24 protein-coding genes and 1 other RNA gene are annotated in these 25525 nt (G+C 63.9%); 6 read left to right on the top strand and 19 right to left on the bottom strand.

Going from position 1 to position 25525, the window contains the following annotated elements:
* The 8 genes from mraY to rsmI all read right to left on the bottom strand — a co-directional run bounded on the left by mraY (position 1) and on the right by rsmI (position 9196).
* A complete protein-coding gene (gene mraY, locus H2O77_RS03625; protein WP_043332504.1) occupies positions 1 to 1083 on the bottom strand; it encodes a phospho-N-acetylmuramoyl-pentapeptide-transferase in 1083 nt (360 codons plus the stop codon).
* Between the two features lie 9 nt (positions 1084 to 1092).
* Positions 1093 to 2556 (bottom strand): UDP-N-acetylmuramoyl-tripeptide--D-alanyl-D-alanine ligase, encoded by a 1464-nt coding sequence (gene murF, locus H2O77_RS03620; protein ID WP_215823922.1) that lies wholly within the window; start codon positions 2554 to 2556, stop codon positions 1093 to 1095.
* Entirely contained in the window at positions 2553 to 4151 is a 1599-nt protein-coding gene (locus tag H2O77_RS03615; RefSeq protein WP_240548699.1) for a UDP-N-acetylmuramoyl-L-alanyl-D-glutamate--2,6-diaminopimelate ligase, read from the bottom strand. The genes murF and H2O77_RS03615 overlap by 4 nt, the downstream gene beginning before the upstream one ends.
* 105 nt (positions 4152 to 4256) lie before the next feature.
* Complete coding sequence (locus tag H2O77_RS03610; RefSeq protein ID WP_215824473.1) at positions 4257 to 5918, bottom strand: penicillin-binding protein 2; 1662 nt, start codon at positions 5916 to 5918, stop codon at positions 4257 to 4259.
* 116 nt (positions 5919 to 6034) lie between these two features.
* Positions 6035 to 6355 carry a cell division protein FtsL gene (gene ftsL / locus H2O77_RS03605; protein ID WP_043332508.1) on the bottom strand — a complete coding sequence of 107 codons (321 nt, stop codon included), beginning with the start codon at positions 6353 to 6355 and terminating at the stop codon, positions 6035 to 6037.
* 250 nt (positions 6356 to 6605) lie between these two features.
* Complete coding sequence (rsmH, locus tag H2O77_RS03600; RefSeq protein WP_215823921.1) at positions 6606 to 7592, bottom strand: 16S rRNA (cytosine(1402)-N(4))-methyltransferase RsmH; 987 nt, start codon at positions 7590 to 7592, stop codon at positions 6606 to 6608.
* Positions 7593 to 7877: 285 nt separating this feature from the next.
* Positions 7878 to 8230, bottom strand: an RNA gene (rnpB, locus tag H2O77_RS03595) — RNase P RNA component class A.
* A gap of 102 nt (positions 8231 to 8332) precedes the next feature.
* A complete protein-coding gene (gene rsmI, locus H2O77_RS03590; protein ID WP_043332510.1) occupies positions 8333 to 9196 on the bottom strand; it encodes a 16S rRNA (cytidine(1402)-2'-O)-methyltransferase in 864 nt (287 codons plus the stop codon).
* A gap of 196 nt (positions 9197 to 9392) precedes the next feature.
* On the opposite strand from rsmI, the gene H2O77_RS03585 reads away from it, so the two are divergent.
* From H2O77_RS03585 to H2O77_RS03570, 4 genes are read left to right on the top strand one after another with little or no spacing between them, the layout of a single operon-like run.
* Positions 9393 to 11294 (top strand): penicillin-binding protein activator, encoded by a 1902-nt coding sequence (locus H2O77_RS03585; protein ID WP_215823920.1) that lies wholly within the window; start codon positions 9393 to 9395, stop codon positions 11292 to 11294.
* Between the two features lies 1 nt (position 11295).
* A complete protein-coding gene (locus H2O77_RS03580) occupies positions 11296 to 11697 on the top strand; it encodes a YraN family protein (protein ID WP_052384397.1) in 402 nt (133 codons plus the stop codon).
* A gap of 21 nt (positions 11698 to 11718) precedes the next feature.
* Positions 11719 to 12312 (top strand): phosphoheptose isomerase, encoded by a 594-nt coding sequence (locus H2O77_RS03575; RefSeq protein WP_043332512.1) that lies wholly within the window; start codon positions 11719 to 11721, stop codon positions 12310 to 12312.
* Positions 12313 to 12349: 37 nt separating this feature from the next.
* Positions 12350 to 12928: a BON domain-containing protein gene (locus H2O77_RS03570; RefSeq protein ID WP_054555092.1), complete on the top strand. Its 579-nt coding sequence runs from the start codon at positions 12350 to 12352 to the stop codon at positions 12926 to 12928.
* A gap of 187 nt (positions 12929 to 13115) precedes the next feature.
* Here the strand turns inward: H2O77_RS03570 and H2O77_RS03565 are convergent, their stop codons facing one another.
* From H2O77_RS03565 to zapE, 8 genes are all read right to left on the bottom strand, one after another.
* On the bottom strand, positions 13116 to 13712 hold the full coding sequence (locus H2O77_RS03565; protein ID WP_215823919.1) for a ClpXP protease specificity-enhancing factor: 597 nt from the start codon (positions 13710 to 13712) through the stop codon (positions 13116 to 13118).
* Positions 13713 to 13879: 167 nt separating this feature from the next.
* Positions 13880 to 14506, bottom strand: a complete 627-nt coding sequence (sspA, locus tag H2O77_RS03560; RefSeq protein WP_043332516.1) for a stringent starvation protein SspA — start codon at positions 14504 to 14506, stop codon at positions 13880 to 13882.
* 215 nt (positions 14507 to 14721) lie between these two features.
* The gene (locus H2O77_RS03555) at positions 14722 to 15534 is read right to left on the bottom strand and encodes a cytochrome c1 (protein ID WP_240548698.1); all 813 of its coding nucleotides are present in this window, start codon (positions 15532 to 15534) and stop codon (positions 14722 to 14724) included.
* Entirely contained in the window at positions 15531 to 16793 is a 1263-nt protein-coding gene (locus H2O77_RS03550; protein ID WP_107335416.1) for a cytochrome bc complex cytochrome b subunit, read from the bottom strand. Before H2O77_RS03550 ends, H2O77_RS03555 begins: the two co-directional genes overlap by 4 nt.
* Entirely contained in the window at positions 16793 to 17389 is a 597-nt protein-coding gene (petA, locus tag H2O77_RS03545; RefSeq protein WP_043332520.1) for a ubiquinol-cytochrome c reductase iron-sulfur subunit, read from the bottom strand. Before petA ends, H2O77_RS03550 begins: the two co-directional genes overlap by 1 nt.
* Before the next feature lie 217 nt (positions 17390 to 17606).
* Positions 17607 to 17996: a 30S ribosomal protein S9 gene (gene rpsI / locus H2O77_RS03540; protein WP_043332522.1), complete on the bottom strand. Its 390-nt coding sequence runs from the start codon at positions 17994 to 17996 to the stop codon at positions 17607 to 17609.
* Between the two features lie 13 nt (positions 17997 to 18009).
* Positions 18010 to 18438: a 50S ribosomal protein L13 gene (rplM, locus tag H2O77_RS03535; RefSeq protein WP_043332524.1), complete on the bottom strand. Its 429-nt coding sequence runs from the start codon at positions 18436 to 18438 to the stop codon at positions 18010 to 18012.
* A gap of 251 nt (positions 18439 to 18689) precedes the next feature.
* Entirely contained in the window at positions 18690 to 19847 is a 1158-nt protein-coding gene (zapE, locus tag H2O77_RS03530) for a cell division protein ZapE (RefSeq protein WP_215823918.1), read from the bottom strand.
* Positions 19848 to 20345: 498 nt separating this feature from the next.
* Here zapE and H2O77_RS03525 point away from each other — a divergent pair, with 498 nt between their 5' ends.
* Complete coding sequence (locus H2O77_RS03525) at positions 20346 to 20798, top strand: DUF1043 family protein (RefSeq protein WP_043332529.1); 453 nt, start codon at positions 20346 to 20348, stop codon at positions 20796 to 20798.
* Between the two features lie 88 nt (positions 20799 to 20886).
* On the opposite strand, the gene H2O77_RS03520 is transcribed toward H2O77_RS03525, so the two are convergent.
* On the bottom strand, positions 20887 to 21654 hold the full coding sequence (locus H2O77_RS03520) for a Nif3-like dinuclear metal center hexameric protein (protein WP_215823917.1): 768 nt from the start codon (positions 21652 to 21654) through the stop codon (positions 20887 to 20889).
* Positions 21655 to 21841: 187 nt separating this feature from the next.
* Here H2O77_RS03520 and H2O77_RS03515 point away from each other — a divergent pair, with 187 nt between their 5' ends.
* Complete coding sequence (locus H2O77_RS03515; RefSeq protein ID WP_213113422.1) at positions 21842 to 23158, top strand: Do family serine endopeptidase; 1317 nt, start codon at positions 21842 to 21844, stop codon at positions 23156 to 23158.
* Between the two features lie 128 nt (positions 23159 to 23286).
* Here the strand turns inward: H2O77_RS03515 and hisD are convergent, their stop codons facing one another.
* Both hisD and hisG read right to left on the bottom strand, forming a co-directional pair.
* Positions 23287 to 24591 (bottom strand): histidinol dehydrogenase, encoded by a 1305-nt coding sequence (gene hisD / locus H2O77_RS03510; RefSeq protein WP_153635174.1) that lies wholly within the window; start codon positions 24589 to 24591, stop codon positions 23287 to 23289.
* A 215-nt stretch (positions 24592 to 24806) separates the two neighbouring features.
* Positions 24807 to 25451, bottom strand: a complete 645-nt coding sequence (gene hisG / locus H2O77_RS03505; protein WP_043332537.1) for an ATP phosphoribosyltransferase — start codon at positions 25449 to 25451, stop codon at positions 24807 to 24809.
* Between the last annotated feature and the right edge of the window lie 74 nt (positions 25452 to 25525).

The following is a 25525-nucleotide window of genomic DNA, read 5'->3' as shown; positions in this document are numbered from 1 at the left end:
TCAGCGAACCTTGAGTGTGGCCAGGCCAAGCAGCACCAGCACGACGGTGATGATCCAGAAGCGCACGATGACGCGCGGCTCCGGCCAGCCTTTCAGCTCGAAGTGGTGATGCAGCGGCGCCATGCGGAAGATGCGTCGCCCGGTCAGCTTGTAGGAGCCGACCTGCAGGATCACCGAGACGGTTTCCATCACGAAGACGCCGCCCATGATGAACAGCACGATTTCCTGACGCACGATGACCGCCACGACCCCCAGTGCCGCACCGAGTGCCAGCGCGCCCACATCGCCCATGAAGACCTGGGCGGGATAGGTGTTGAACCACAGGAAACCGAGGCCGGCACCCGCGATGGTGGCGCAGAACACCGCCAGCTCGCCGGAACCGGCGATGAAGGGAATGTGCAGATACTCGGCGAACTTCAGGTTGCCCGAGGCGTAGGCGAAGATGGCCAGGCCCATGGCGACCAGCACGGTCGGCATGATCGCCAGACCATCGAGGCCATCGGTCAGGTTGACCGCATTGGAGCTGCCGACGATCACGAAGTAGGTCAGCACCATGTAGAACACGCCCAGCGGGATGACGACGTCCTTGAAGAACGGCACCAGCAGGCCCGTCTCGGCCGGCGTGCTCGCCGTCAGGTACAGCACCACGGCGGCGCCGATGCCCACTACCGACTGCCAGAAGTACTTCCAGCGCGCCGGCAGGCCACGCGGATTCTTCTCCACCACCTTGCGGTAGTCATCGACCCAGCCGACGGCGCCGAAGCCCAGCGTGACGGCCAGCACCACCCAGACATACAGGTTGGTCAGGTCGCCCCACAGCAGAGTGGAGACGGCCATCGACAGCAGGATCATCACGCCGCCCATGGTCGGGGTGCCGGCCTTGGAAAGGTGAGACTTGGGGCCATCGTCGCGCACGGCCTGGCCGATCTGGCCATCGACGAGCTTGCGTATGACCCAGGGACCCAGCCACAGACACAGCAACAGTGCCGTCAACGTGGCCAATACCACGCGCAGGGTCAGATAATTGAAAACCGTAAAGGCGCCATTGAATTGGGCCAGAAACTCAGCAAGCAGCAGCAGCATGACTCACATTCACCTTGATGCGTCGACCTTGAGCGCGGCAACGACATTCTCCATGCCAGCGCTGCGAGACCCCTTGACCAGAACACTGGCCCCGGTGGGTAGATGGTTACGGGCGTAAGCTTCCAGCTCTGCCCGCTCGATAAAGTGCTTGCCACCGGCCCCGAAGGCCTCGGCAGTCGCCTGAGCGCCTTCGCCGCAGGTGGCAATGAAATCTATGCCCAGCTTGCGGGCGTGATCGCCCACCTCGGCATGCAGACGTTCGGCGTCGGCTCCGAGTTCGCCCATGGCGCCCATCAGGCACCAGCGCGGCGCAGGCAGTGTCGCCAGCAGATCCAGCGCCGCCAGCATGGCACCGGGGTTGGCGTTGTAGCTGTCATCCAGCAGACGCGAACCGTTGATGCCTGTCACGACGCCCAGCCTGCCGGGCACGCTCTCGGCGCTCTCGAGCCCGGCGATCACCAGATCACTGTCGATGCCCAGTGCCAGGCACGCCGCGGCCGCCGCCAGCGCATTGGCCACGTTGTGACGCCCCAGCAACGCCAGCTGGACACGACCGAGCGAGCGGCCATCAAACGTCAGTTCGAAAGCATAACGCCCGAGCTCATCCGCGCCTAGCTCGCGCGCCTGCAGGCGTGCCGGGCGATCACCGCTATCCACGCTGCCATCCACAACGCTATCCGCAACGCTAAAGTCGATGACATCGACCGCCTGGCCGGTTGCGGCCAGCGCCTGCCATAGCGAGAAGTAGGCGTCATCACGGTTGAGCACCGCGACCGGACGCCGCCCTCCCAACGGGCTCAAGCCCGCCAGAATCTCGCCCTTGGCCTGGGCGATCTGCCCCATGCCGCCGAATTCGCCGACATGGGCGCCGGTGACATTGGTGATCACCGCCACTTGCGGGCGCGCCAGGGCCGTCGTCCAGGCGATCTCGCCGAGATGATTGGCGCCCAGCTCGACCACGCCGTGCTGGTGGGCATTGCTCAAGCGCAGCAACGTCATCGGCAGGCCGAAATCGTTGTTGAGGTTGCCGTGATTGGCGAGGCTTTCGGCCTCGAAACGCGCGGCATCCCGCACAAGGATGGCATGCACCAGGCCCTTGACGCTGGTCTTGCCGCTGTTGCCGGTCACCGCGATCAGCGGCCTCCCCCAGGCACGGCGACGCGCCGCCGCCAGCAGCCCGAAGGCCAGCCGGGTATCCGCGACGACGATCTGCGGCAGCGGATCATCCACTGCCCGCTCGACCAGCGCCGCGACGGCACCATTGGCGCGAGCCTGGGCGAGGAAGTCATGGGCATCGAAGCGCTCACCCTTCAGCGCCACGAACAGCGGTGCGGCCTGCTCGCCAAGCTTGCGGGTATCCGTCTCGATGGCGCCCAGCGCTTGATCGCGCAATGCCTGTGGCAACTGCGCCCCGAGCACCGCGGCCAGTTCCTCGAAGGTGCTCAGACCAACGGGCTGTTCAGGCGCACTCATGCGTCACGCTCCTGACCTTCCAGCATCGAGAGCTCACGACGCTCCAGCGCCGCGACCGCATGGGCCACATCGGAAAACGGCAGTCGCTGACCGTCGATTTCCTGATAGTCCTCGTGCCCCTTGCCGGCGATCAGGATGACATCATGCTCGCCGGCATCACGGATGACCTGGGCAATGGCTTCGCCACGCTCGGCGATATCCAGCACGCGCTCGCGGGCATGGATGCCGGTCATCATCTGCTGACGGATGGCAGCGGCATCCTCGCTACGCGGATTGTCATCGGTGATCACGACACGATCGGCGCCCTGTTCGGCGGCCGTGGCCATCAGCGGACGCTTGCCGCTGTCGCGATCGCCGCCACAGCCGAGCACACACCACAGGCGCGCATCATCCCGCGCCGGCAGGTGGGCACGCAGCGCGGTCAGTGCCGTCTCGACGGCCTCCGGCGTGTGGGCGTAGTCGACCACCACCACCGGCGCGCCATCACGACTCAGGCGCTGCATGCGGCCCGGCACCGGCGTCAGACGCGGCGCGGCGGCAAACAGCCCCTCGAACGAATAGTCGAGGCCATGCAGGATCAGCATTGCCAGCAAGGCGTTGTCGAGATTGAAGCGCCCCATCAGATTGAGGCCCAGCTCACGCTCGCCATCCGGCGTCGCGATCACGGCAACCTGGCCCAGCGGCTCGGGGAAAACATCCAGCACGCGCAGGGTCGCGACATCATCACGCCCCATCGCCAGCACGCGCACGCCGCGCTGCATGCCGGCCAGCATCAGACGCGCCAGCGCATCGTCGGCATTGAGCACCGCAAGCTTGAGTTCGGGGCGCTTGAACAGCTTCGCCTTGGCCGCCGCATAGGCCGCCATGCTGCCGTGGTAGTCGAGGTGGTCTCGCGAAAGATTGGTATAGCCCGCGACGGTGAAGCGACAGCCATTGACGCGCCCCTGATCCAGCGCATGGGAAGAGACTTCCATCGCGATCAGCTCGGCACCGACCAGGCTCAGGCCCTTGAGCGCCGCCTGCACGGCCAGGGCGTCGGGCGTGGTGCGCTCGCCCGCGACCAGCGCGCCGGGACGCCCGATGCCGAGCGTGCCGATCATGCCGGCGGGCGTGCCCATCGCTTCGGCCAGCTCGGCGATGTAATGGGTGACGGAAGACTTGCCATTGGTGCCCGTGACCCCGACCAGCGTCAGCGACTCGGGCACGCGGAAGGCCTGGCGGCCCAGCTCACCGAGCTGCTCGCCCAGGTTCTCGAGCCAGACGACTCTGGCATCGTCTGAATGCAGCGCGAGACGTGCATCCCCGTCGGCGGGTCTTTCGGCCAGCACCAGCTCGGCACCGCCCTCAAGCGCCGCGGCGATATAGTCGCGGCCATCGCTGGCGATGCCGGGGATGGCGATGAAGAGGGAACCCTGCGCGGCACTGCGACTGTCGATCGTCAGATGCCAGTCATCGCGCGCGGCAAGCCGTGCACGGCAATCGTCATTGAGGGCGCCTGGCCACAGCGCCAGCAATGCTGCCAGCATGTCTGTCGCCGTGGCCAACGGGCGCGCCAGAAACTCGCCCAGGCGCCTGGAATCGTGCGGTGAAGTCATGTCGGAAGACCTTCCTTGTTCCCGATGTCCCGGAACGTATTCACTACATGAGAAAAAAGACGCAGTCGCCCGCCTGAGGCCGACGACCGTGCCACATGAAAAGCGTTACTCACCGACCTTGCTGTCCGGCGGCACATCCAGCAGGCGCAATGCCTTGCCCACCACGCGCCCGAACACGGGCGCCGCCACCAGACCGCCGTAATATTCTTCCCCTTTGGGGTTCTCGATCATCACCACGGTCACGATACGCGGATCAGACACCGGTGCCACACCCGCGAACAACGAACGATACGCGGTCTTCTGATAGCCACCGGCCGTCACCTTGCGCACGGTGCCGGTCTTGCCGGCGATGCGATAGCCTTCGACCACCGCTCGCTTGGCAGGCCCGTTGGGCTGCACGATCTTCTCCATCATGCCGAGCAAGGCGTGCGCGTTGTCCGATGAGATCACCTGGTCACCCACCGGCGGCGTCTTGACCTTGAGCAGCGACGGCGGCACACGACGGCCGTCGTTGGCGAGCGCGGTGTAGGCGCTGGCCAGTTGCAGCGCCGAGACGCTGATACCGTAACCGTAGGAGATGGAGGCCCGCTTGCTGCGCGACCAGTTGGTCGGTGGCGGCAGCACGCCGGTCGTCTCGCCCGGGAAGCCGGTGCCCGGCGCCTGACCGAGGCCCAGCTCATAGTAGCGATTCCACACCGCATCATCCTCGAGACTCAGCGCCATGCGGCTCATGCCGATATTCGAGGAGTGATAGAGAATGCCGGCCATGTCGAGCTTGCCGTAGTTGCGGAAGTCACGAATGGTGAACTGATCGACCCGCATGTAACCCGGCGTGGTATCGATCACCGAGTCCGGCTGATACTTGCTGGAGGCAAGGCCGGCGCTCATCGACAGCGGCTTCATCACCGAGCCGGGCTCGAAGGCATCGGTGATCGCGCGGTTACGCAGCCCGGCGGGATCAAGCCCGGCGCGGTTGTTCGGGTTATAGGACTTCTGATTGACCATCGCCAGCACTTCGCCGGTGCGCGCGTCCATCATCACCAGGGTGCCGCCATCGGCGCGGTGCTCCGCCACGGCCGCCTTGAGCTCACGGTAGGCCATGTATTGCAGACGCAGGTCGATGGAGAGTGTCAGGTCGCCACCGGGCTTGGCTTCGCTGATCAGATGCAGGTCGCGCACCAGGCGCCCCTTGCGGTCCTTGAGCACGCGTCGCTTGCCCGGCGTCCCGGAAAGGTAGGAATTGTAGGCAAGCTCGAGCCCCTCCTGGCCCTTGTCATCGACGTTGGTCACGCCGATCAACTGGGCGGAGACTTCTCCGGAGGGGTAATAGCGCTTGTATTCCTGCTTGTGGCTGACGCCCGGAATATCGAGCTCAATGGCAGGCTGAGCCTGCGGCGGGGTCATCTGGCGCTTGATGTACATGAAGCCCTTGCCGGCATCACGATAGCGGCGGACACGTGCGATCAGATCATCCGGCTTCTGCCCCAGCGCGCGCGCCAGCAATGACAGCCGCACGGGGTCGTCGGGCACCTTGCGCGGGTCGGCCCACAGGGTGATGACCGGTGTGGAGATCGCCAGCGGCTCACCGGTGCGATCGGTGATCATGCCGCGGTGAGCATTGATGCTGTCGACACGCAGGGTGCGTGCGTCGCCCTGATCCTGCAGGAACTGCTGATCGAAGAGCTGGAGATAGCCGATGCGGCCGACCAGAGCGACAAGCCCGGCCAGCACGATGAAGAGCATGATGCGATAGCGGGCAGGCCCCATGGCCGCGCGCGCGCTCTTGCGGGCACCGCTTGCGGCCTTGGTACGAGCGGGCGTCTCAGCGCCGGCGGCTTTGCGCGGGTTGCGCGGGCGAGACGAAGGCGGGCGACGCGTGGCCATCAGCGAATGACCTCGACATCGTGGACATCCGGGACGCGCATCTCGAGTCGCTCGATGCTGATGCTTTCGATACGCGCCGGTGCCGACCAGGCACTCTCTTCCAGCAACAGGCGGCCCCAGCGTGCACGCGCATCATCGCGCGCCGCTTCCAGCTTCTGCAACTGGGCATATTGGCCGCGCGAGAGGTGGGAGCTGATCACGACAGCAGCGGCAGAGCCGAGCAGACTGAGCATCAGCACCGCGAAACACAGGTGACGCCAACGCATCTGCACCTTGATCGGCCAGTTACCCGTCCAGCCATCCTGTCTCCGTCCCGCCATGCCGACTCCCTAATCACTCTGAACGTGATGCCCCGCATCACGAATATCCTTGCAGACTGCCAACGTACAGGCGCGATGTTCACTCACTTGTTTGAAGCGCCCGGCGCATTATGTCAGCAAGTGGCGTTAGCCGCTAAGAGTTGCAGCACGGCAACACTTGTGTCGTCCTTTCACCACAGCCCACTTGCGCGCGCGCCTGCCAGTAGGCAGGCGCAGAAAGAGGCACGATTCCCCAGAGGGAGCACTGACGCTATTTGAGCTTTTCGGCAATGCGCATCACGGCACTGCGCGAACGGACATTGGCATCGACTTCGCTTTGCGAGGCCTTCTGCGCCTTGCCTACCAGCTTGAGACGCTTGTTGAGCTGGTCTTCGCGGATCGGCATGCCACGCGGCGCCTGATCCCCCCGCGCCTTGTCACGCATGAAGCGCTTGACGATGCGGTCTTCCAGCGAGTGGAAGCTGATCACGACCAGGCGACCGCCGGGCTTGAGCGCCTCGAGGCCGGCATCCAGCGCGCGGGTCAGCTCATCCAGCTCACCATTGATGTGAATGCGGATCGCCTGGAAGACACGCGTCGCCGGGTGCTTGTGCTTCTCCCAGTTGGGGTGGGCATCTTTGATCAGGCTGGCGAAGTCGCCGGTGCGCATGATGGGTCGCTCGGCGCGACGCTCCACCACGGCGCGTGCCAGACGCTTGGCATAACGCTCCTCACCATAGGTCTTGAAGACCCAGGCCATGTCCTCGGCACTGGCACGCGACAGCCACTCGGCGGCGCTCTCACCACTGGTGGGGTCCATGCGCATGTCCAGCGGGCCATCATTCATGAAGCTGAAGCCACGCTCGGCATCATCCAGCTGCGGGGATGACACGCCGATGTCGAGCAGGATGCCATCCAGCTGGCCATGCACGCCCTCACGCTCGGCATACTCGCCAAGACGCGCGAATTCACCGGCATGGAGACTGAAGCGCTCATCATCGATGGTCGCGGCTTCCGCCAGCGCCTGGGGGTCACGATCACAGGCGATCAGACGCCCCTCGGGCGCCAGACGCGACAAGATCAGACGCGAATGGCCACCGCGACCGAAGGTGCCGTCGAAGTAGACGCCGGCCGTGTCCTGAATCAGGCCATCGACCGCGCCATCGAGCATGACACTGACATGCGCGAAGCGATCAGCCACTTCGACGGACTCGGTATCGGCAGACTCGGTAACGGAAGGAGCGCTGGGCTTGGACATGACGAAACTCTGGACCTTGGCACGCGATGCGAGCAGTGAAAGCCGGTGGCAAAGGACACCGACAGCATAAGAGCGGAGACAGCGCCTGCGTGCAGCAGGCAAGCGGCTGAAACACGAATTCAAGTGCCATAACCGACAACCGGCGCCTGTCACGGCAGCGTGTTCGTTGCCATCCAACTGCAATGGTCATTCACGAAACACGCAGCGGACGGCGCCGGTCATGCGAATTCAAGGTGTGCTGCCATCGCTCGCATCGCGAAGGCTGGCAGCACACTGACGTTATAAGGCGGGAGATGGCCGATAAGCCGGGTCTTGTCGTGGACAGTCATTCATCTAGGCCCTGAATCACTTCAGGGCTCAAGCAACCAACCCGCCCCCACTGCGGGCAGCAGCATAGGGGGCCTATTTGGTCTTGCTCCAGGTGGGGTTTACCTCGCCGCGAACTGTTACCAGCCGCGCGGTGCGCTCTTACCGCACCCTTTCACCCTTACCGGTCAGCCGAAGCTGACGTAGGCGGTCTTCTCTCTGCTGCACTTGCCGTCGGCTCGCGCCGCCCAGACGTTATCTGGCACCTTGCCCTATGGAGCCCGGACTTTCCTCCCCCAGCTTGCGCTGGCGGCGACTGTCTGGCCGTCTCCCAAGCGCGCAAGACTACCAGTGTCATGGGCCTTTCACAAGACGAAGCCCGTGCAGGCCGAACAATGGCAGCGGCAAAAAAGTCTGGCGTGACAGAGGTTTGCTTATTCCTCTGCCGCGTCCTTCATGGCTTGCGCCTTGGCATACCAGGCTTTCTTGCGCCCGCCTACCAGACGTGTGGCGATGGCGGCCATCTGCTTGACGCCGACACCCTCCTCGAACAGTACCTGCAACAGGGCGTCGCCTTCGACACTGGCCGCCTCGTCGCCGTCACGTGCCGGCGCTCCTTCGATCATGACCACGAACTCACCGCGGGTCTGATCACTGTCAGCGTCCATCTGCGCCAGCAGCTCGGCCGCCGTGCCATCGAGGAAGGTCTCGAAGGTCTTGGTCAGCTCACGGGCCAGCACGACCCGGCGCTCGCCCAGCACCTCGCGGATATCGCCGAGCAGCGCCTGGATGCGGTGCGGAGACTCGTACAGCACATGGGTGGCGCTATCATCGCGCAGCGCGGCAAGGCGCGCCTGACGCGGGCCACCCTTGTGGGCCAGAAAGCCTTCGAAGGTGAAGCGATCCGTCGGCAGACCCGCCGCGCTGAGGGCGGTGATCAACGCGCACGGCCCCGGCAGCGGCACTACCTTGAAGCCACGCTCGCGCAGGGCGCGCACGACGATGAAGCCGGGATCGGAAATCAGCGGCGTGCCGGCATCGGAGACCAGCGCGACGCGTCGGCCTGCCTCCAGCGCCTGACACAGCTGGTCGACACGACCACGTTCATTGTGATCGTGCAGGGACATCATGGGCACTTCCAGGCCCAGGTGACGCAGCAACCGCGCGCTGTGGCGGGTATCCTCGGCTGCGATCAGGTCCACTTCTCCCAGCACCCGCGCGGCGCGGGGACTGAGATCATCGAGGTTACCAATCGGCGTGGCGACCACGTACAATACGCCTTCAGAAGACTCGGACATTCAATGCTTCGACTCGTTGAACTCAATGGTAGAAATGGTCGTCAGACACAGGCAGATTGCCTTGGGACATTTCATCCGAAGGACGCTGCATGCGTGGCCCTGATCGACCGAGTGCCATGATGCCTTTCACCCTTCATCACAGTAGGCGGCGATGCAGTCCTGACCACATCGCCCATCAGCCAAGGGACCGTCGTACATGCGCCAGACATGGAATCGTGCATCAGCCAATACGCTGGGCACTTCGTCAGCCATCCGGCAGGAGGCCGCGCGCCGTTCACGTTCCGGCCTGCGCACGCTGGCGGGCCTCGCCGCCTCCGCCCTGCTGCTGGCAGGGTGTGCCGGACAGTCACCGCTTTCCAGCGGCCCCGGGGCCGATGCCCTGCTCGCTCAGGCCGAGCAGCAACAGGGTCAGCAAGCGGCCAGTACGCGCCTGCAAGCTGCGGACATCCTAGCACGCAGCGGCGACAACGCGCAGGCGATCACCATCTCATCCGACATCGATCCAACAAGCCTCGAGCCGCAGGAACGCGTGCAATGGGCCATGCTGCTGTCGCGTATCGCGCTTGAGCAGCAGGACGGCTGGAACACGATCCTGGCCACCTCGGTACTCGAGGACGGCATCCAGATGTCCGGCGATGACCAGCGCACGCTGCGCAAGCGTCGCGGCCTGGCACTCGGCATGGTCGGCGAACCCCTGGCCAGCGCCCAGACCCTGATCGCCCTGCAGGCCGACAGCGATGACCTGAGCATCAACGACACCCTGTGGGAGCAACTCACGCGCCTCTCGCCCAGTCAGCTCAACGAGCTGGCCAGTGCCAGCCCCACCGCCAGTGGCTGGACGGACCTGCTGCGCCTGCAGCGTCGCTTCGGTGGCAACATCGACCAGATGTTCTCCGCCATCAACGACTGGTCGGACGCCAACCCGCAGCATCCCGCCGCACGTCAGATGCCGCAGGGCATTCTCGACCTGCGCGAGCTTTCCGGCCAGGAAGTGCGCAAGATTGCCGTCTTCCTGCCCGAGTCCGGCTCGCTCAAGCGGATCGCCCAGGCCATCCGTGAAGGCATCGAGGCGCGCCATCGCAGCGCCATCGACAATGCCGAGGCCACGCCGCAGCTGAGCTTCTATGACACCTCGAGCGCGGACCTCAAGACCCTGTATGCCCGTGCCACCATGGATGGCGCCCAGGTCGTGCTCGGCCCGCTGGACAAGAAGCTGGTCAGTCAGCTCGAGACCCAGAACAGCCTGCCGCTGCCGACACTGGCCCTCAACTACGGCACCCATGACAGCAACCGTGCCGACAACCTGTTCCAGTACGGCCTGTCAGCCGAGGACGAAGCCCGCCAGGTCGCCATGCGCGCCGCGCTTGATGGCCATCGCGGCGCCGCTGCGCTGGTGCCCAACAATGCTTGGGGCCAGCGCGTCTACAGCGCCTTCCGCGACCGCTTCGAGCAGGAAGGCGGCGACGTCGTCTCCGTCGAGCGCTACAACCCCAAGGGCGCCGTCAGCTCAGCCGTCAAGGACCTGCTGTCGGTCTCGAGCCAGGATCAGGCGCGCATGAAGTCCGCCAAGAAATCCGGCAGCAAATACGGCCGCGCCCATTCCGGCAACATCGACATGATCTTCCTGCTGGCGCTGCCGAGCTATGCGCGTCAGGTGCCGCCGATGCTGGACTTCTACTACGCGGGCGACCTGCCGATCTACGGCACCTCCCATCTCTATGACGGCGCACCGCAGCCCGATCAGGATGGCGACCTCAATGGCGTCGACTTCGTGGACATCCCCTGGGAAGTGCCGGAAGCCTCCTCTGGCGGCAAGGCGTCCCTGCCGGAAGTCGACACCTACCGCGCCCTGTCCGACGCCTCACCGCGCATGCTCAAGCTCAACGCCATGGGGGTCGATGCCTATCGTCTGGCCCAGCGCGTACCGCTGATGCTGGCCGGTGCAGGCGGCGAACTCTTCGGCGCCACCGGCAGCCTCTTCCCGCGCCACGATGGCCGCATCGAGCGCACGCTGCCCTGGGCTGAATTCAGAGGTGGCGTACCGCGTCCGCCACTGAAAGGCGCCAACAGCCGCACCGTCGAAGCCTACACACCCTGACATGACACGCGCCGACTCGCCCTCTGGCAAGGCGCACCCGCCTCCCCAGCGTCGCGCCCGAGCGCGCGGCGCCGTCATCGAGGCGGAGGTAGAACAATGGCTGGCAGCGCGTGGCCTGACACCCGTCACGCGCAACCAGCATGCCAAGGGCGGCGAGATCGACCTGATCATGCGTGACGCCGAGACCCTGGTCTTCATCGAGGTGCGCTACCGGGCCAACTCCCGCTTCGGCAGCGCACTGGAAAGCGTGACCCATACCAAGCAACGCCGGCTGATCACTGCCGCGCGTTTTTATCTGGCCCAGCACGGGCTATCATGTTCCTGCCGCTTCGACGTGGTAGGCGTGGAGGGGACCTCCCCTCGTTCCATTCACTGGATTCGCCACGCCTTCGAAGCGTTCTGAAGCCAACGACCAAGAGCCATCATGGATTTCCAATCGCGTATTCTCGGCCACTTCAACGCCAGCATTGACACCAAGACCTACGCCAGCGAAGTGCTGCCGCCCTTCATCGAAGCGGCCAGCCAGATGATGGTCCAGAGCCTGGTCAATGACGGCAAGATCCTGGCCTGCGGCAACGGCGGCAGCGCCGGCGACAGCCAGCATTTCTCCTCCGAGCTGCTCAACCGCTTCGAGCGTGAGCGCCCGAGCCTGCCGGCCATCGCGCTGACCACCGACACCTCCACGCTGACGTCCATCGCCAACGACTACAGCTACAACGAGGTGTTCTCCAAGCAGATCCGCGCCCTGGGTCAGCCCGGCGACATCCTGCTCGCCATCTCCACCAGCGGCAACTCCGCCAACGTGGTGCAGGCCATCCAGGCGGCTCACGACCGCGACATGCGCGTCGTCGCCTTGACCGGCCGTGACGGTGGCGACATGGCGTCACTGCTGGGCAGTGAAGACTGCGAGATTCGTGTTCCCGCCACCTCTACGGCACGCATCCAGGAAGTCCATCTGCTGGCCATCCACTGCCTGTGCGACCTGATTGATCATCAGCTGTTCGGCAGCAACGAGTAATCCGCGCGCCCCACGGCATTCACCAGGAGAAAACGGCATGACGCCCAAGAACCTGCTTTCCCTCATGGCCACCGCCGGCTTCCTGACGCTAGCCGGCTGCACCACCGTAGCCGACCTGACCAACAGCGGCCCGATCGACGAAGACTATGGCGATCGCACCCTGGGCGCCCAGGTGGAAGACGAGAGCATCGAGACCAAGATCGAGGTCAATCTCGGCAAGACCGATGCCCGCTTCAATGATGCCCACGTCAACGTGAACTCCTACAACGGCATGGTGCTGCTGACCGGCCAGGTCGCCAGCGACGAGCTGAAGCAGAAGGCCACGGACATCGCCAAGGATGTGCGTCGCGTGCGTCAGGTGCACAATGCGCTGGAAATCAGCGCCAATGCCCCGGCCAGCCAGCGCGTGCAGGACACCTGGCTGACCACGCGCGTCAAGGCCACGCTGGCGGCGGATGCCAACATCGACTCCGGTCGCATCCTGGTACTCACCGAGAATGCCAGTGTCTACCTGATGGGTATCGTGACCCGCGCCGAAGCCGACCAGATCGTCAGCAAGGTCTCTGAAGTCGGCGGCATCCAGCGTATCGCCAAGGTCTTCGAGTACCTCGACTGACCGAGGCGGCGCGCTTGCATGCCTGACATGAACGAAAAGCGCCCTGATTAAATAGTGCCCTGATTAAATAGTGCCCAGAATGAAAAATGCCCCGCAGGCCGAAGCCTGCGGGGCATTTTTCATGACAGAAGCGACATCAGGCGGACAATGGCCAACCCTCATCCATCGCCCCCACCTGCCGGCGTGACTACTTGATCACGCGCAGCGAAGGACGCCCCTTGCGCGGCGGCTTGGGCTGATCATTGTCATCAGCCCCCTGCTCGTCGCTGGCCGAGTCTGACGCCTGCTCTTCACCGGCGACTTCGGCATCAGCGCCTGAGCCTGTCTCGACGGACGCATCCGCTGATTCCGAGGCAGGCACCTCTTCCTCGACGGGCGCACTACCGACACTGGCCAGCGTCGGGCGCGCTGCGGCGGCCGGCTCGGCATCTGGCGCGGCTTCACCGAATGTCATCTCATCGGCACCCGGCATCACCGGCTCGTGACCGAAGACCATACCGACACCGTTTTCACGCGAATACAGCGCGACCAGGGCCGCCGTCGGCACGCTGACGTGCATCGGCTGACCACCGAAGCGGGCATTGAAGCTGACCCCTTCATTGGCGATCAACAGATCACGCACCGCACCGGGTGCGATATTGAGCACGATCTGGCCGTTCTGGACGTGTTGACGCGGCACCTGGACACCTTCCTGCTCGGCGTCTACCACGATGTACGGCGTATTGTCGTTATCCAGCAGCCACTCGTAGAGTGCGCGTGCCAGATAAGGGCGACTGGAAAGCATGGGAGAACCTCTTGAACTGCAATGAGTGTCAGCGACGACCGAAGTCCATTCCGCCAACGGGCCAACGCCCCGCACATCGCTCACATCCATCATCCACAGACTGATGAGCGAGGGCGAAAGCCCGAATGCGTGACCGATCGATCAGTGACCGAAGGATCACGCACGGATCAGATGCGCATTTCGCGCTCGGCCTCGGACAGCGACGCCTTGAAGGCATCACGCCCGAACAACCGCTCCATGTAGGTCAGCAGCGGCTTGACCTGCTTCTCCGGCAGCTCGATTCCCAGTGTCGGCAAGCGCCACAGGATCGGGGCAATGCAGGTGTCCACCAGCGAGAACTCGTCGCTCATGAAGAACGGCATGTCGTCGAAGATCGGGGAAATGCCGATCAGGCTTTCACGCAATTCCTTGCGCGCCTTGTCGGCTTCCTTCTTGGTGCCTGTCTGGATGGTTTCCATCATCGGCACCCATTCGCGCTCGATGCGGTGCATCCACAGACGGCTCTGGGCGCGCGCCACCGGATACACCGGCAACAGCGGCGGATGCGGGAAACGCTCGTCCAGATATTCCATCATGACCTTGGACTCGTAGAGCACCAGGTCGCGATCCAGCAGCGTCGGCACACTGTTGTACGGGTTCAGGTCGGCCAGTTCGGCCGGACGGCTGTCATCATCCACATCAATGATATCGACTGCCACACCCTTCTCGGCCAGCACGATCCGTACACGGTGGCTGAAGTGGTCGTCACCACCGGAGTAGAAGGTCATCGATGAACGCTTGGCCACAACACCCATGAAACTGTCCTCGCATCTGTTCGAGACATGCCCGTGTCAGCTTTTGGCCTGACAAACGGGGATAAGTTTCCTCTGGCCTGCCCTTGTCACAACGGGCCCTGCCAGAGGGTCAGCCTGCGCCACCTCAAGGCGACGCAAGCGGGCGCGCGACTGATCAGCCGCGCGCCCGTCACTGCCGGCTCGCCATTATCACTGAGACCCCGCCCCGGGGGCCATCAATGAATGTCGCGCCAGTATTCCTTCTTGAGAAGATACGCCAGCAAGGTAAAGATCAGAATGAATATTAACACCTTGGGGGCCATGCTCTCAGCCTTGAGTCGCGAAGGCTCGCCGACATAGGCCAGAAAATTGGTCAGATCCCACATCGCTTGATCGAATTCCCCTGCCGTCATGCTGCCAGGCTGGGTGATCTCTAGAATATCACAGGACGCATAACGCCCCGTGTCGGGATCCATTTCCGCCCCCGCTACCGCCAGGTCACTCTGTCCACAGACCTTTTCCTGCACACCCTGCAGCGACTCCAGCACATGCGGCATGCCGACCTGAGGGAAGACCGCATTGTTCACGCCCCACGGACGTGACGCATCGCGATAGAAGCTCTTCAGATAGGTGTAGATCCAGTCCGTGCCGCGCAGACGCGCCTCGAGCGACAGATCCGGTGGCGGCGTGCCGAACCAGCCGGCCGCGTCTTCTTTCTGCATGCCCGTGCGCATGGTGTCATTGATCTTGAGCGCTGGCGAGAGAATCAGATATTGCTCGACCAGGTCCTCGGGCATCCCCAGGTCCTCTGCGGCACGCGAGTAACGCTGATACTGCAGACTATGACAGCCTAGGCAGTAGTTGGTGTAAAGCTGCATGCCTCGCTGCAGCGAGGGCTGATCGTGTAGATCCGGCTCCATCGTCTCCAGCGGCACCGCGCTGCTCGCCGCGCTCACCATGCCCGACCCCATCAGGCTCACTACGGCCAGCAACCCTGCTGCCAGCCCGCGTTTGAGCCACTCCCTTGATCCACCCATCAGCGCGCTCATCGGCCCGTCACCCTGTCAGGCACCGCTCGCGTCGTCTCGAAGCGCGTATACAGCGGCATCAATATGAAGAAGGCGAAATATGCCACGGTCGCCAGCTGCGCGATGATCGTGCGCTCCTGCGTGGGCGGCATCACCCCCAGCACGCCCAGCGTCACGAAACTGACCACGAAGATGACGATGGCGATACGCGACAACCAGCCCTTGTAGCGGATCGAGCGCACCGCCGAGCGATCCAGCCACGGCAGCACGAACAGGATGGCGATCGCCAGCCCCATGACCACCACGCCCCAGAACTTGGCATCCACGCCGAACAGCGGGTAATTGACCGCGCGCAACATGGCGTAGAACGGCGTGAAGTACCACACCGGCGCGATGTGCTCGGGCGTCTTGAGCGAATTGGCCGGCTCGAAGTTCGGCGTCTCCAGGAAGTAGCCGCCGCCTTCGGGGAAGTAGAAGATCACCGCACAGAACACGAACAGGAAGACGCCGACGCCGACGAGGTCCTTCACCGTGTAATAGGGATGGAAGGGAATGCCATCCAGCGGCTGCCCCGCCTCATCCTTCCGATCCTTGATCTCGATGCCATCGGGGTTGTTCGAGCCCACCTCGTGCAGCGCCACCAGATGTAGCACTACCAGCCCGACGATCACCAGCGGCAAGGCGATGACATGCAGCGCAAAGAAGCGGTTCAGGGTGATTCCCGAGATCAGGTAGTCGCCACGAATCATCTGCGCCAGATCTGCCCCGATGACCGGAATCGCCGTGAACAGCGAGATGATCACCTGCGCGCCCCAGTAGGACATCTGCCCCCAGGGCAGCAGATAGCCCATGAAGGCCTCGGCCATCAGCGCCAGATAGATGCACATGCCGAAGATCCAGACCAGCTCGCGAGGCGCACGGTAAGAGCCATACAGCAGGCCACGGAACATGTGCAGATAGATGACCACGAAGAAGGCCGAGGCGCCGGTGGAATGCATGTAACGGATCAGCCAGCCGTACTCCACATCGCGCATGATGTACTCGATGGAGGCAAAGGCCTCCTCGGCACTCGGCGTATAGCTCATCGTCAGCCAGATGCCGGTCAATATCTGATTGACCAGCACCAGCAAGGCCAGCGAGCCGAAGAAGTAGAAAAAGTTGAAGTTCTTCGGCGCGTAGTAGCCGGTCAGATGGTCCTGCAGAAACTGAGTGGCCGGCAGGCGATCATCGATCCAGCGCATGATGCCGCGCGGCGCCTTGGCACGGTTTGGATTCCCCATCAGGCAGCCTCCTCGTCGACACCCACCACCAGCACCTGCTCACTCTCGTAGCGATGCGGCGGCACCTCCAGATTCGAAGGCGCCGGCACTCCGGTGAAGACTCGCCCGGCGAGATCGAACTTGGACCCATGACAGGCACACAGATAGCCGCCCGGCCAGTCCGCACCGAGATCCGCCGCGCCGATCTCGGGACGATAGCCAGGCGAGCAGCCCAGGTGCGTGCAGATACCCACCAACACCACATATTCCGGCTTGATGGAACGCAGCACGGCATCGACATAAGGGGGCTGCTGGGGGCGCAGAGACTCGGGGTCCTGCAGCTCTGCGGGGGGGATGGCGCGGATATCGGCGATCATCTCAGGGGTGCGACGCACCACCCACACCGGTTTGCCGCGCCATTCGATGGTCATCTGCTGGCCGGGTGCCAGCCGCGAGATATCCGCCGTGACAGGCGCACCTGCCGCACGGGCACGCGCACTTGGCTGCCAGGACGCCAGGAAGGGCGTTGCGATACCGACCACCCCTACCGCCCCGACCACGGTGGTTGCGCTGACGAGGAAGCGGCGTCGCCCTCGGTTCACAGCTTGATCTGACATTTTATTGTTATCTCCCAAACACTACCGCTTGATGCTGGGCCATCCACTTGCCGAGCACTTGATGCTTGCTTGTATTAAAGGGCAAGAACAGAGCGCTCACAACTCAAGAAAGCCACCTTGACCAAAGCCGCTTTCGTCAATCGTGCAGCGAGACCGCAAAAAAAACGTCCAGCACCCTTGCGGGCACTGGACGTTCTTGTGGTCGACGCGAGTTCTCTTAACGCTTGGAGAACTGCGGACGACGACGGGCCTTGCGCAGGCCGACTTTCTTACGCTCGACTTCACGGGCGTCACGAGTGACGTAACCGGCGGCGCGGAGGGCCGGACGGAAGTCTTCGTTGTAAGCCATCAGGGCACGAGTGATGCCGTGACGGATAGCGCCGGCTTGAGCAGAACCACCACCACCAGCAACAGTGACGTAGACGTCGAACTGTTCGGTAGTTTCGGTCAGCTCGAGCGGCTGACGGACAACCATGCGGCCTGTCACACGACCGAAGTAGTCGTTCAGGTCACGCTGGTTGACGGTGATTTTGCCGGTGCCCGGCTTCAGGAAGACGCGCGCGGTAGAAGTCTTGCGGCGCCCGGTACCGTAGTGCTGCTGTGTCATGGCGATGCTTCCCTCAGATGTTCAGTTCTTGCGGCTGCTGCGCAGCGTGCGGATGCTCGGAGCCAGCATAGACTTTCAGCTTGGACTGCATGGCACGACCCAGCGGGCCCTTCGGCAGCATGCCCTTGACAGCCAGTTCGATCACACGCTCAGGCTTGTGCTCGATCATCTGGTTGAAGTTCATGGAGCGCAGGCCGCCCGGGTAACCGGTGTGACGGTAGTAGGTCTTGGCTTCTGCCTTGCGACCTGTCACAGCGACTTTCTCGGCATTGATGACGACGATGTAATCGCCAGTATCAACGTGCGGAGTGTACTCGGCTTTATGCTTGCCGCGCAGGCGACGAGCAATTTCGGTAGCCATACGGCCCAGCGTCTTGCCGGCTGCGTCGACGACGAACCAGTCACGCTGGACGGACTGCGGCTTAGCAGTAAACGTCTTCATGGATGAATCACCTATAGTCGGGTCTTGCACTTGTGTGCGCGACCAATCCCTATTTTTCTTGGTTGTCCGACGTCTGGCAGCGAGCGGCGTGCTGCTTGCGCAGTCACTGACCTCTCATCTCCAGACTGCCCTCGCCCATCAGGAGTGAATGACTCAGGATGGCTCGAGAACCGGTCAACAGTTCGAGCGAGCGCGCATTGTACATGTCATGCCCGCCTACCACAAAGGCTATTTTACCCTCGCAGCAGGTCTCACGGCTTGTGCGGCAGCGCGAGATACTCACGTGATTGCATTTCCTGCAGACGTGACAGCGTGCGCTGGAATTCGAAATCCAGGTTGCCGCCGGTATAGAGGTCCTCGACGGGCGTCGCGGCGCTCATCAGCAGCTTGACGCCACGGTCATAGAACTCATCGACCATGTTGATGAAACGACGCACCTGATCGTCGCTGTCGCGCCCCATCTGCGGCACCTCGGATACCAGCACGGTGTGGAACTCACGCGCCAGCTCGATGTAGTCATTCTGGCTACGCGGGCCATCACACAGCTCATCGAAGTGGAACCACACCACGTCTTCATGGCGACGCAGGGCGTGCAGCACGCGATGATTGATGCTCAAGCCTTCATCGGCATGGCCTTCGGCACCGGCGATGGAGCGGAATTCCCGCGCCAGCCGCGCGGCACTGTCGTCGCCCAGCGGACTATGGAAGAGCTCGGCGTGCTCCAGTGCGCGCAGGCGGTAGTCGATGCCGGAATCGACGTTGACCACCGTGCAGTGACGCTTGACCAGGTCGATCGCCGGCAGGAAGCGCGCCCGCTGCAGGCCGTCCTTGTAGAGATCATCCGGCACGATATTGGAGGTCGCGACCAGCACCACGCCCTGCTTGAACAGCTCTTCGAACAGGGTGGCGAGAATCATCGCATCGGTGATGTCCTTGACGAAGAATTCGTCAAAGCAGATCACGCGCGCCTCGACGGCGAACTTGGCCGCCACCAGAGTCAGCGGGTTCTTCTCGCCCTTGTAGTGGCCGAGCTCATTGTGGACACGCTGCATGAAGCGGTGGAAGTGCGTGCGCATCTTGTCGGCAAACGGCAGGCTCTCGTAGAAGGTATCGACAAGATAGGTCTTGCCGCGCCCCACGCCGCCCCAGAAGTAGAGGCCCATGATCTCGGGCGCTTCATCGACAGGCGCCGTGCGTGACGGCTTGCCGAACAGACGACGCACCTTGGAGCCCAGCCCGCCGCCGCCCGTCGCGTCGGACACCTTGTCGGGCGTCTGACGCGGCGTGCGCACGAGGTCGTCGTAGAGACGCTGCAGATGGAGGACCGCATCTTCCTGGGCGGCATCGTAGGCAAAGTCATCACGCTTGAGGTCTGCCTGGTACTTCTCGAGAGGCGTCGGTGCTGGCATTGAGAAACCCGCTGCAGGTCAGGCGTCACGCACTGGCGCACGCCTGACATGAAAGGAACAAGATCACGCCTGACCCGACACGGCGGGCAGGCAAGGACGAAATTGCGCGGCATTATACGCCTTGATGGCCACTTTACCCACTCACCGACCAGCAATCGGCTGCGCGACGTGGCTTTCGCCGCGCGCATTGCTCGCAGGGCGTGAGCTGGCATCCGCCCACACCCCGCCGGCTGCGCCGACAGGCGACCAAGGTCGCGCGCCGCGTGAATTGACGCATCGCTGCACCACACCGATATAATGGCGCGTGGACGCTTTTGAAACGCAAGCGGCACGAAAGACTGACGCAAGAAGGACAGCGGCAAGCGGCGCTGACCTGCTGGACACCAGACCGATCCCGAGATCGGCGTGATGGAACATCATTGAATACCGGCATCGTATCTCAGCGCTACCATGCCCCAGCGGTGACGATCACCGCAGTCGTGACACAAGGAGAGCGACGTGAACGAGAGCAACATTGACTGGATCCTGGCCATTGCCTGTTTTCTGGCTGGCATCGGTATCGGCGCCTTGTGCTACCACCTGCTGAATGCCAACGTGGCCCGCAACCAGAAGACCCGCCAGAAGCTGGCCGAGCGCGAGCTGGAGCTGACCCAGTTCCGCGATGCCCTCAACGACCACTTCTCCAAGGCCAGCGACCTGACCGACCAGATCCAGCGCGCCGGCAATGAGCTGCGCCAGCATCTGGCCACTGGCGCCACCGCGCTGTGCGATGACAGCCAGCTCAAGCGCCGCCTGCTGGACACTGACACCACGCCGGACGACAGCGAGACCGACAAGGTCGACCTGCCGCGTGATTACGCCGACAACCGTGGCACCCTGTCAGAGGACTTCGGCCTCAAGCCGCAACCGAGCGAAGGCGAGACACCGGCCACCAACCCGCCGCGTATCTGATCGCCCTGCTGTCGTGGACCTCTCACGGCATCTGAAAACGACAACGGCCACCTTGCGAGGTGGCCGTTGTCGTTTCCGGCATCAGATGTCACGCCGGGTTGTCGAGATCCACGAAGCGGTGCTCCACACCATGCTCGGCCGCCAGCCACTCGCCGAGGGCCCGCACACCGTCACGCTCGGTCGCATGATGGCCCGCCGCGAAGTAGGTGACTCCCTCTTCACGGGCGCTATGGGTGGTGCGCTCGGAGATCTCGCCCGAGAGGAAGGCATCGACACCGGCCTCGATGGCCAGACCGATATAGTCCTGAGCGCCGCCGGTGCACCAGGCAATGCGCTTGATGGGGCGATCATGGCCGGCCACGACCAGCACCTCACGCCCGAGACGCCGGCTGAACTCGGCCCCCAGCGCGGTGCTGTCCAGCCCTTCCACCTCGGCGGCCAGACGCCCGACATGCACCAGGCCACGCCCGGGCACGCCATCCAGACAGCCTTCACTGACCAGCCCCAGACGCTCGGCCAGCTGGGCATTGTTGCCAAGTGTCGGATGCGCATCCAACGGCAGGTGATAAGCCGCCAGATTGATGTCATTGGCCAGCAAGGTCTTGAGGCGCCGACGCTTCATGCCGGTGATCTGGGCCGGCTCGTTCTTCCAGAAGTAACCGTGGTGCACCAGCACCAGGTCCGCCTGCCAGGCGAGCGCCTCATCAAGCAGCGCCTGACTGGCCGTCACGCCGGTCATCACGCGGCGCACCTCACGGCGCCCCTCCACCTGCAAGCCATTGACGGTATAGTCCTTGAAGGCCTGCGCCTCCAGACAGCCATCCAGCGCCTTCATCAGCGTGTCACGATCAGCCATTGGGCCTCCAGCAGTCAGAGTCATCGAGTGTTACACTGGCGAGCATTGTAACGGCGCATCGGCGCCATGTAAGCGTGTCGCGCCTTGACCGGGGCCATCCCTTCGCGTGGCACGTGGATCTTCAGGCTACTCATCTTCTATGTCCGCAGCATCGCGTCGGTGCGCGGACTTTTTATCAGGTAATCCGATGCCCCGTTCTCTTCGCAGCACACTGCTCCCGCTACTGTGGCCCGTCGTCACCGGCGTCCTGCTGGCCGTCGTCGTGCTGGACCGCTTTCCGACGCTGGGTCTGGGCGAACCCGCCCCACAGCAGAACGAGCAGGCAGGCAACACCCCCTACCCGAGCCCGTCACAGAACTCTGCCGCCAATCAGCAGGTGCTGCCGCCTCCGAGCCTGACGCTGTCAGCGGCGCAGCGCGAGGAATCGGCAGACCCGGTACTGCGTGAAGCACCGCCACTGCAGCGCAACAGCGGCCCGGCCAGCTATCAGGCCGCGGTGGACGCCGCCGCACCGGCGGTGGTCAATATCTACTCCTCGCGCGAGATCAAGGACGACAGCAAGCATCCGCTGATGTCCGACCCCTTCTTCAACCAGTTCTACGGGGAAGACGCCCTGCGCAGCCAGCGCATGCTGTCGAGCCTCGGCTCCGGCGTCATTCTCTCCAGTGACGGCTATATCCTGACCAACAACCACGTCATCCAGGGCGCCGACCAGATTCAGGTCGCCCTGCGCGATGGCCGCGAGACGTTCGCCAAGGTCGTGGGTGTGGACCCGGAATCCGACCTCGCGGCGCTCAAGATCGACCTCGACAACCTGCCCACCGTGGCGATCGCCGATTCCACCCAGGTCCACGTCGGCGATGTCTCGCTGGCGATCGGCAATCCCTTCGGAGTCGGCCAGACGGTCACCATGGGCATCATCTCGGCCACCGGACGCAACCATCTTGGCCTGAATGCCTATGAGGACTTCATCCAGACCGATGCCGCGATCAACCCCGGCAACTCCGGCGGCGCGCTGATCAACACCGACGGCTCGCTGGTCGGCATCAATACCGCCATCTATTCGCGCTCCGGCGGCTCGCAGGGCATCGGCTTCGCCATCCCCGCCAACCTGGCGCGCGATATCCTCGAATCGCTGGTCGACCACGGGCGCGTGATTCGAGGCTGGCTGGGCCTGGAAGTGCAGGAGCTGACGCCGTCGCTGGCGCACTCCTTCGGCCTGAGCGCCCCGCAAGGCGTGGTGGTGGCCGCCGTGCTGCGTGATGGCCCTGCCGCGCGTGCCGGCCTGCGACCGGGCGATATCCTGACCGCCATCGGCGGCAAGCGCCTGCTGGATGCTCGCCTGGCCATGGCCGACATCGCCGCCGTCAAACCCGGCAATGCGCTGGAGTTGCGCCTGCTGCGTGACGGCAAGACGCTGGACATCGACGTCAAGGTCGGCGAGCGCCCGATTCCCGACAACACGCCGGCAGCCGTCGAGCCGTCCCTGCAGGACAAGGGCTGAGCCGGAACATCGGCGCAGCGCCTTGGGCAGCCCCCCGCCCCATGATGACAAAAAGCCCCGCGACGGAGACCGTCGCGGGGCTTTTTTTACTGACCAGACAAGGCTCAGGCTCAGCCTAAGTCTCGGTCTCAGTCGAGAATGCGATTCTCGGCACTGCGCGCATGCGCCGTCAGCGACTCGCCGCGTGCCAGTACCGAGGCAGTACGCCCAAGCACTGACGCGCCTTCCGGCGAGCACTGGATCAGCGAGGAGCGCTTCTGGAAGTCATAGACGCCCAGAGGCGAGGAGAAGCGCGCGGTGCCGGAGGTCGGCAGCACGTGATTCGGCCCGGCGCAGTAATCGCCCAGCGCCTCGGAGGTGTGCGAGCCCATGAAGATGGCGCCGGCGTGACGCACGCCCTCGACCCACTCCTCCGGATTCGCCACCGAGAGTTCCAGGTGCTCCGGCGCGATGCGGTTGGTCAGCTCCAGCGCCTGCTCCGGTCCGCTGACGCGAATCAGGGCACCGCGCTCACGCAGCGAGGTCAGGATGATCTCGGCACGCTCCATGGTCGGCGCCAGGCGCTCGATGGCGGCCTCGACGGCGGCCAGGTGCTCGTCATCCCACCCGATCAGGATCGCTTGGGCATCTTCGTCGTGCTCGGCCTGGGAGAACAGGTCCATCGCCAGCCAGTCCGGGTCGGTCACGCCATCACTGACCACCAGAATCTCGGACGGCCCGGCGATCATGTCGATACCGACCTGACCGAACACCGCACGCTTGGCAGTCGCCACGTAGATGTTGCCGGGGCCGACGATCTTGTCGACGCGCGGCACGGTCTCGGTGCCATAGGCCAGTGCCGCCACGGCCTGGGCGCCGCCGATGGTGAAGACACGATCGATACCCGCCAGGTGCGCCGCGGCCAGCACCAGCTCATTGACTACGCCGTCCGGCGTCGGCACGACCATGATGATCTCGCGCACGCCCGCGACATGCGCCGGAATCGCGTTCATCAGCACGGAAGACGGATAGGCCGCCTTGCCGCCCGGCACGTAGATCCCGGCGCGGTCCAGCGGCGTGACCTTCTGGCCCAGCAGGCTGCCGTGCTCGTCCTTGAAGGACCAGCTTTCCGGCTTCTGATGCTCGTGATAGACACGCACACGCTCGGCAGCCACGGCCAGCGCCTCGCGCTGATCCGCCGGCAGGTCGGCATAGGCCTGGGCCAGACGCTCGGCACCGATGACCAGCTCGGCCATGCTCGAGACATTCAGGCGGTCGAAGCGGTTGGAGAACTCCACCAGCGCCGCATCGCCTTCCTGCTTGACGCGCGCGAGGATGTCGGTGACACGATGCTGTACCTCGGCATCGGACACGCCCTCCCATGACAGCAAACGGTCTAGGCGGGCAGTAAAATCGGTATCACGGCTATCAAGCCGGTTGATCAAGGTATCCATGCGAACCTCTTTTCTCATTGCTTGGCAGAGAAGGCTGAACCGGACGGGCTCCGTCCAGCGCCTGCCCGCATCATCTTGATAAGCATCGTGATGAACATCTTGATGAGCATCGTGACGAGCAGGGGCGGCAGCTGGCGTTTCGAGAGTCATCTTCTGCCACGGTCATCTATGCGACCTTGGGTATCCAGCGGGTCGATGCCGACAGCGCGCGGCCATCACGCCTCGCGGCGGGCTTCCACGGCCTGACGCAGGCGATCGATCAGCGGCTTGAGGCGATCGTGCTTCATGGTCATGGCGGCCTTGTTGACCACCAGACGCGTGCTGATATCGGTGATCAGCTCGCGCGGCTCCATGCCATTGGCGCGCAGGGTGTTGCCGGTGTCGACGATATCGACGATCTCGTCGGCCAGATTCATCAGCGGGGCCAGTTCCATCGCGCCGTAGAGCTTGATGACTTCCGCCTGGATGCCCTGCTCGGCGTAATAGCGACGCGCGACATCGACGAACTTGGTCGCGACACGGCGGCGTGCGCCCTGCTGCTGCTGACCGACGACACCGGCGGTCATCAGGCGGCACTTGGCGATTTCCAGGTCCAGCGGCTCGTACAGGCCTTCGGCACCATGCTCGAGCAGCACGTCCTTGCCGGCGATACCGAGATCGGCGGCGCCCAGCTGCACGTAGGTCGGCACGTCGGTGGCACGGATGATGACCAGCTTGACGTCCGGCAGATTGGTATCGAAGAGCAGCTTGCGGCTCTTGTCGAGATCTTCCAGCGGCTCGATGCCAGCGTCAGCCAGCAGCGGCAGTGTTTCCTTGAGGATACGCCCCTTGGAGAGGGCGACGACCAGTTGCTTGCTCATGGGGTATTCGCCCGTGCTTGTACGTAGGAATTCGGCACGCGCTGCCGGTCAATCAAGGCCGACAGCGCGAGGTG

The organism is Cobetia sp. 4B (assembly GCF_018831605.1).
Taxonomy (GTDB): Bacteria; Pseudomonadota; Gammaproteobacteria; order Pseudomonadales; family Halomonadaceae; genus Cobetia; species Cobetia amphilecti.
Note: the sequence above shows the minus strand (reverse complement) of the source record. Positions and strands in the feature narration are given on the sequence as shown.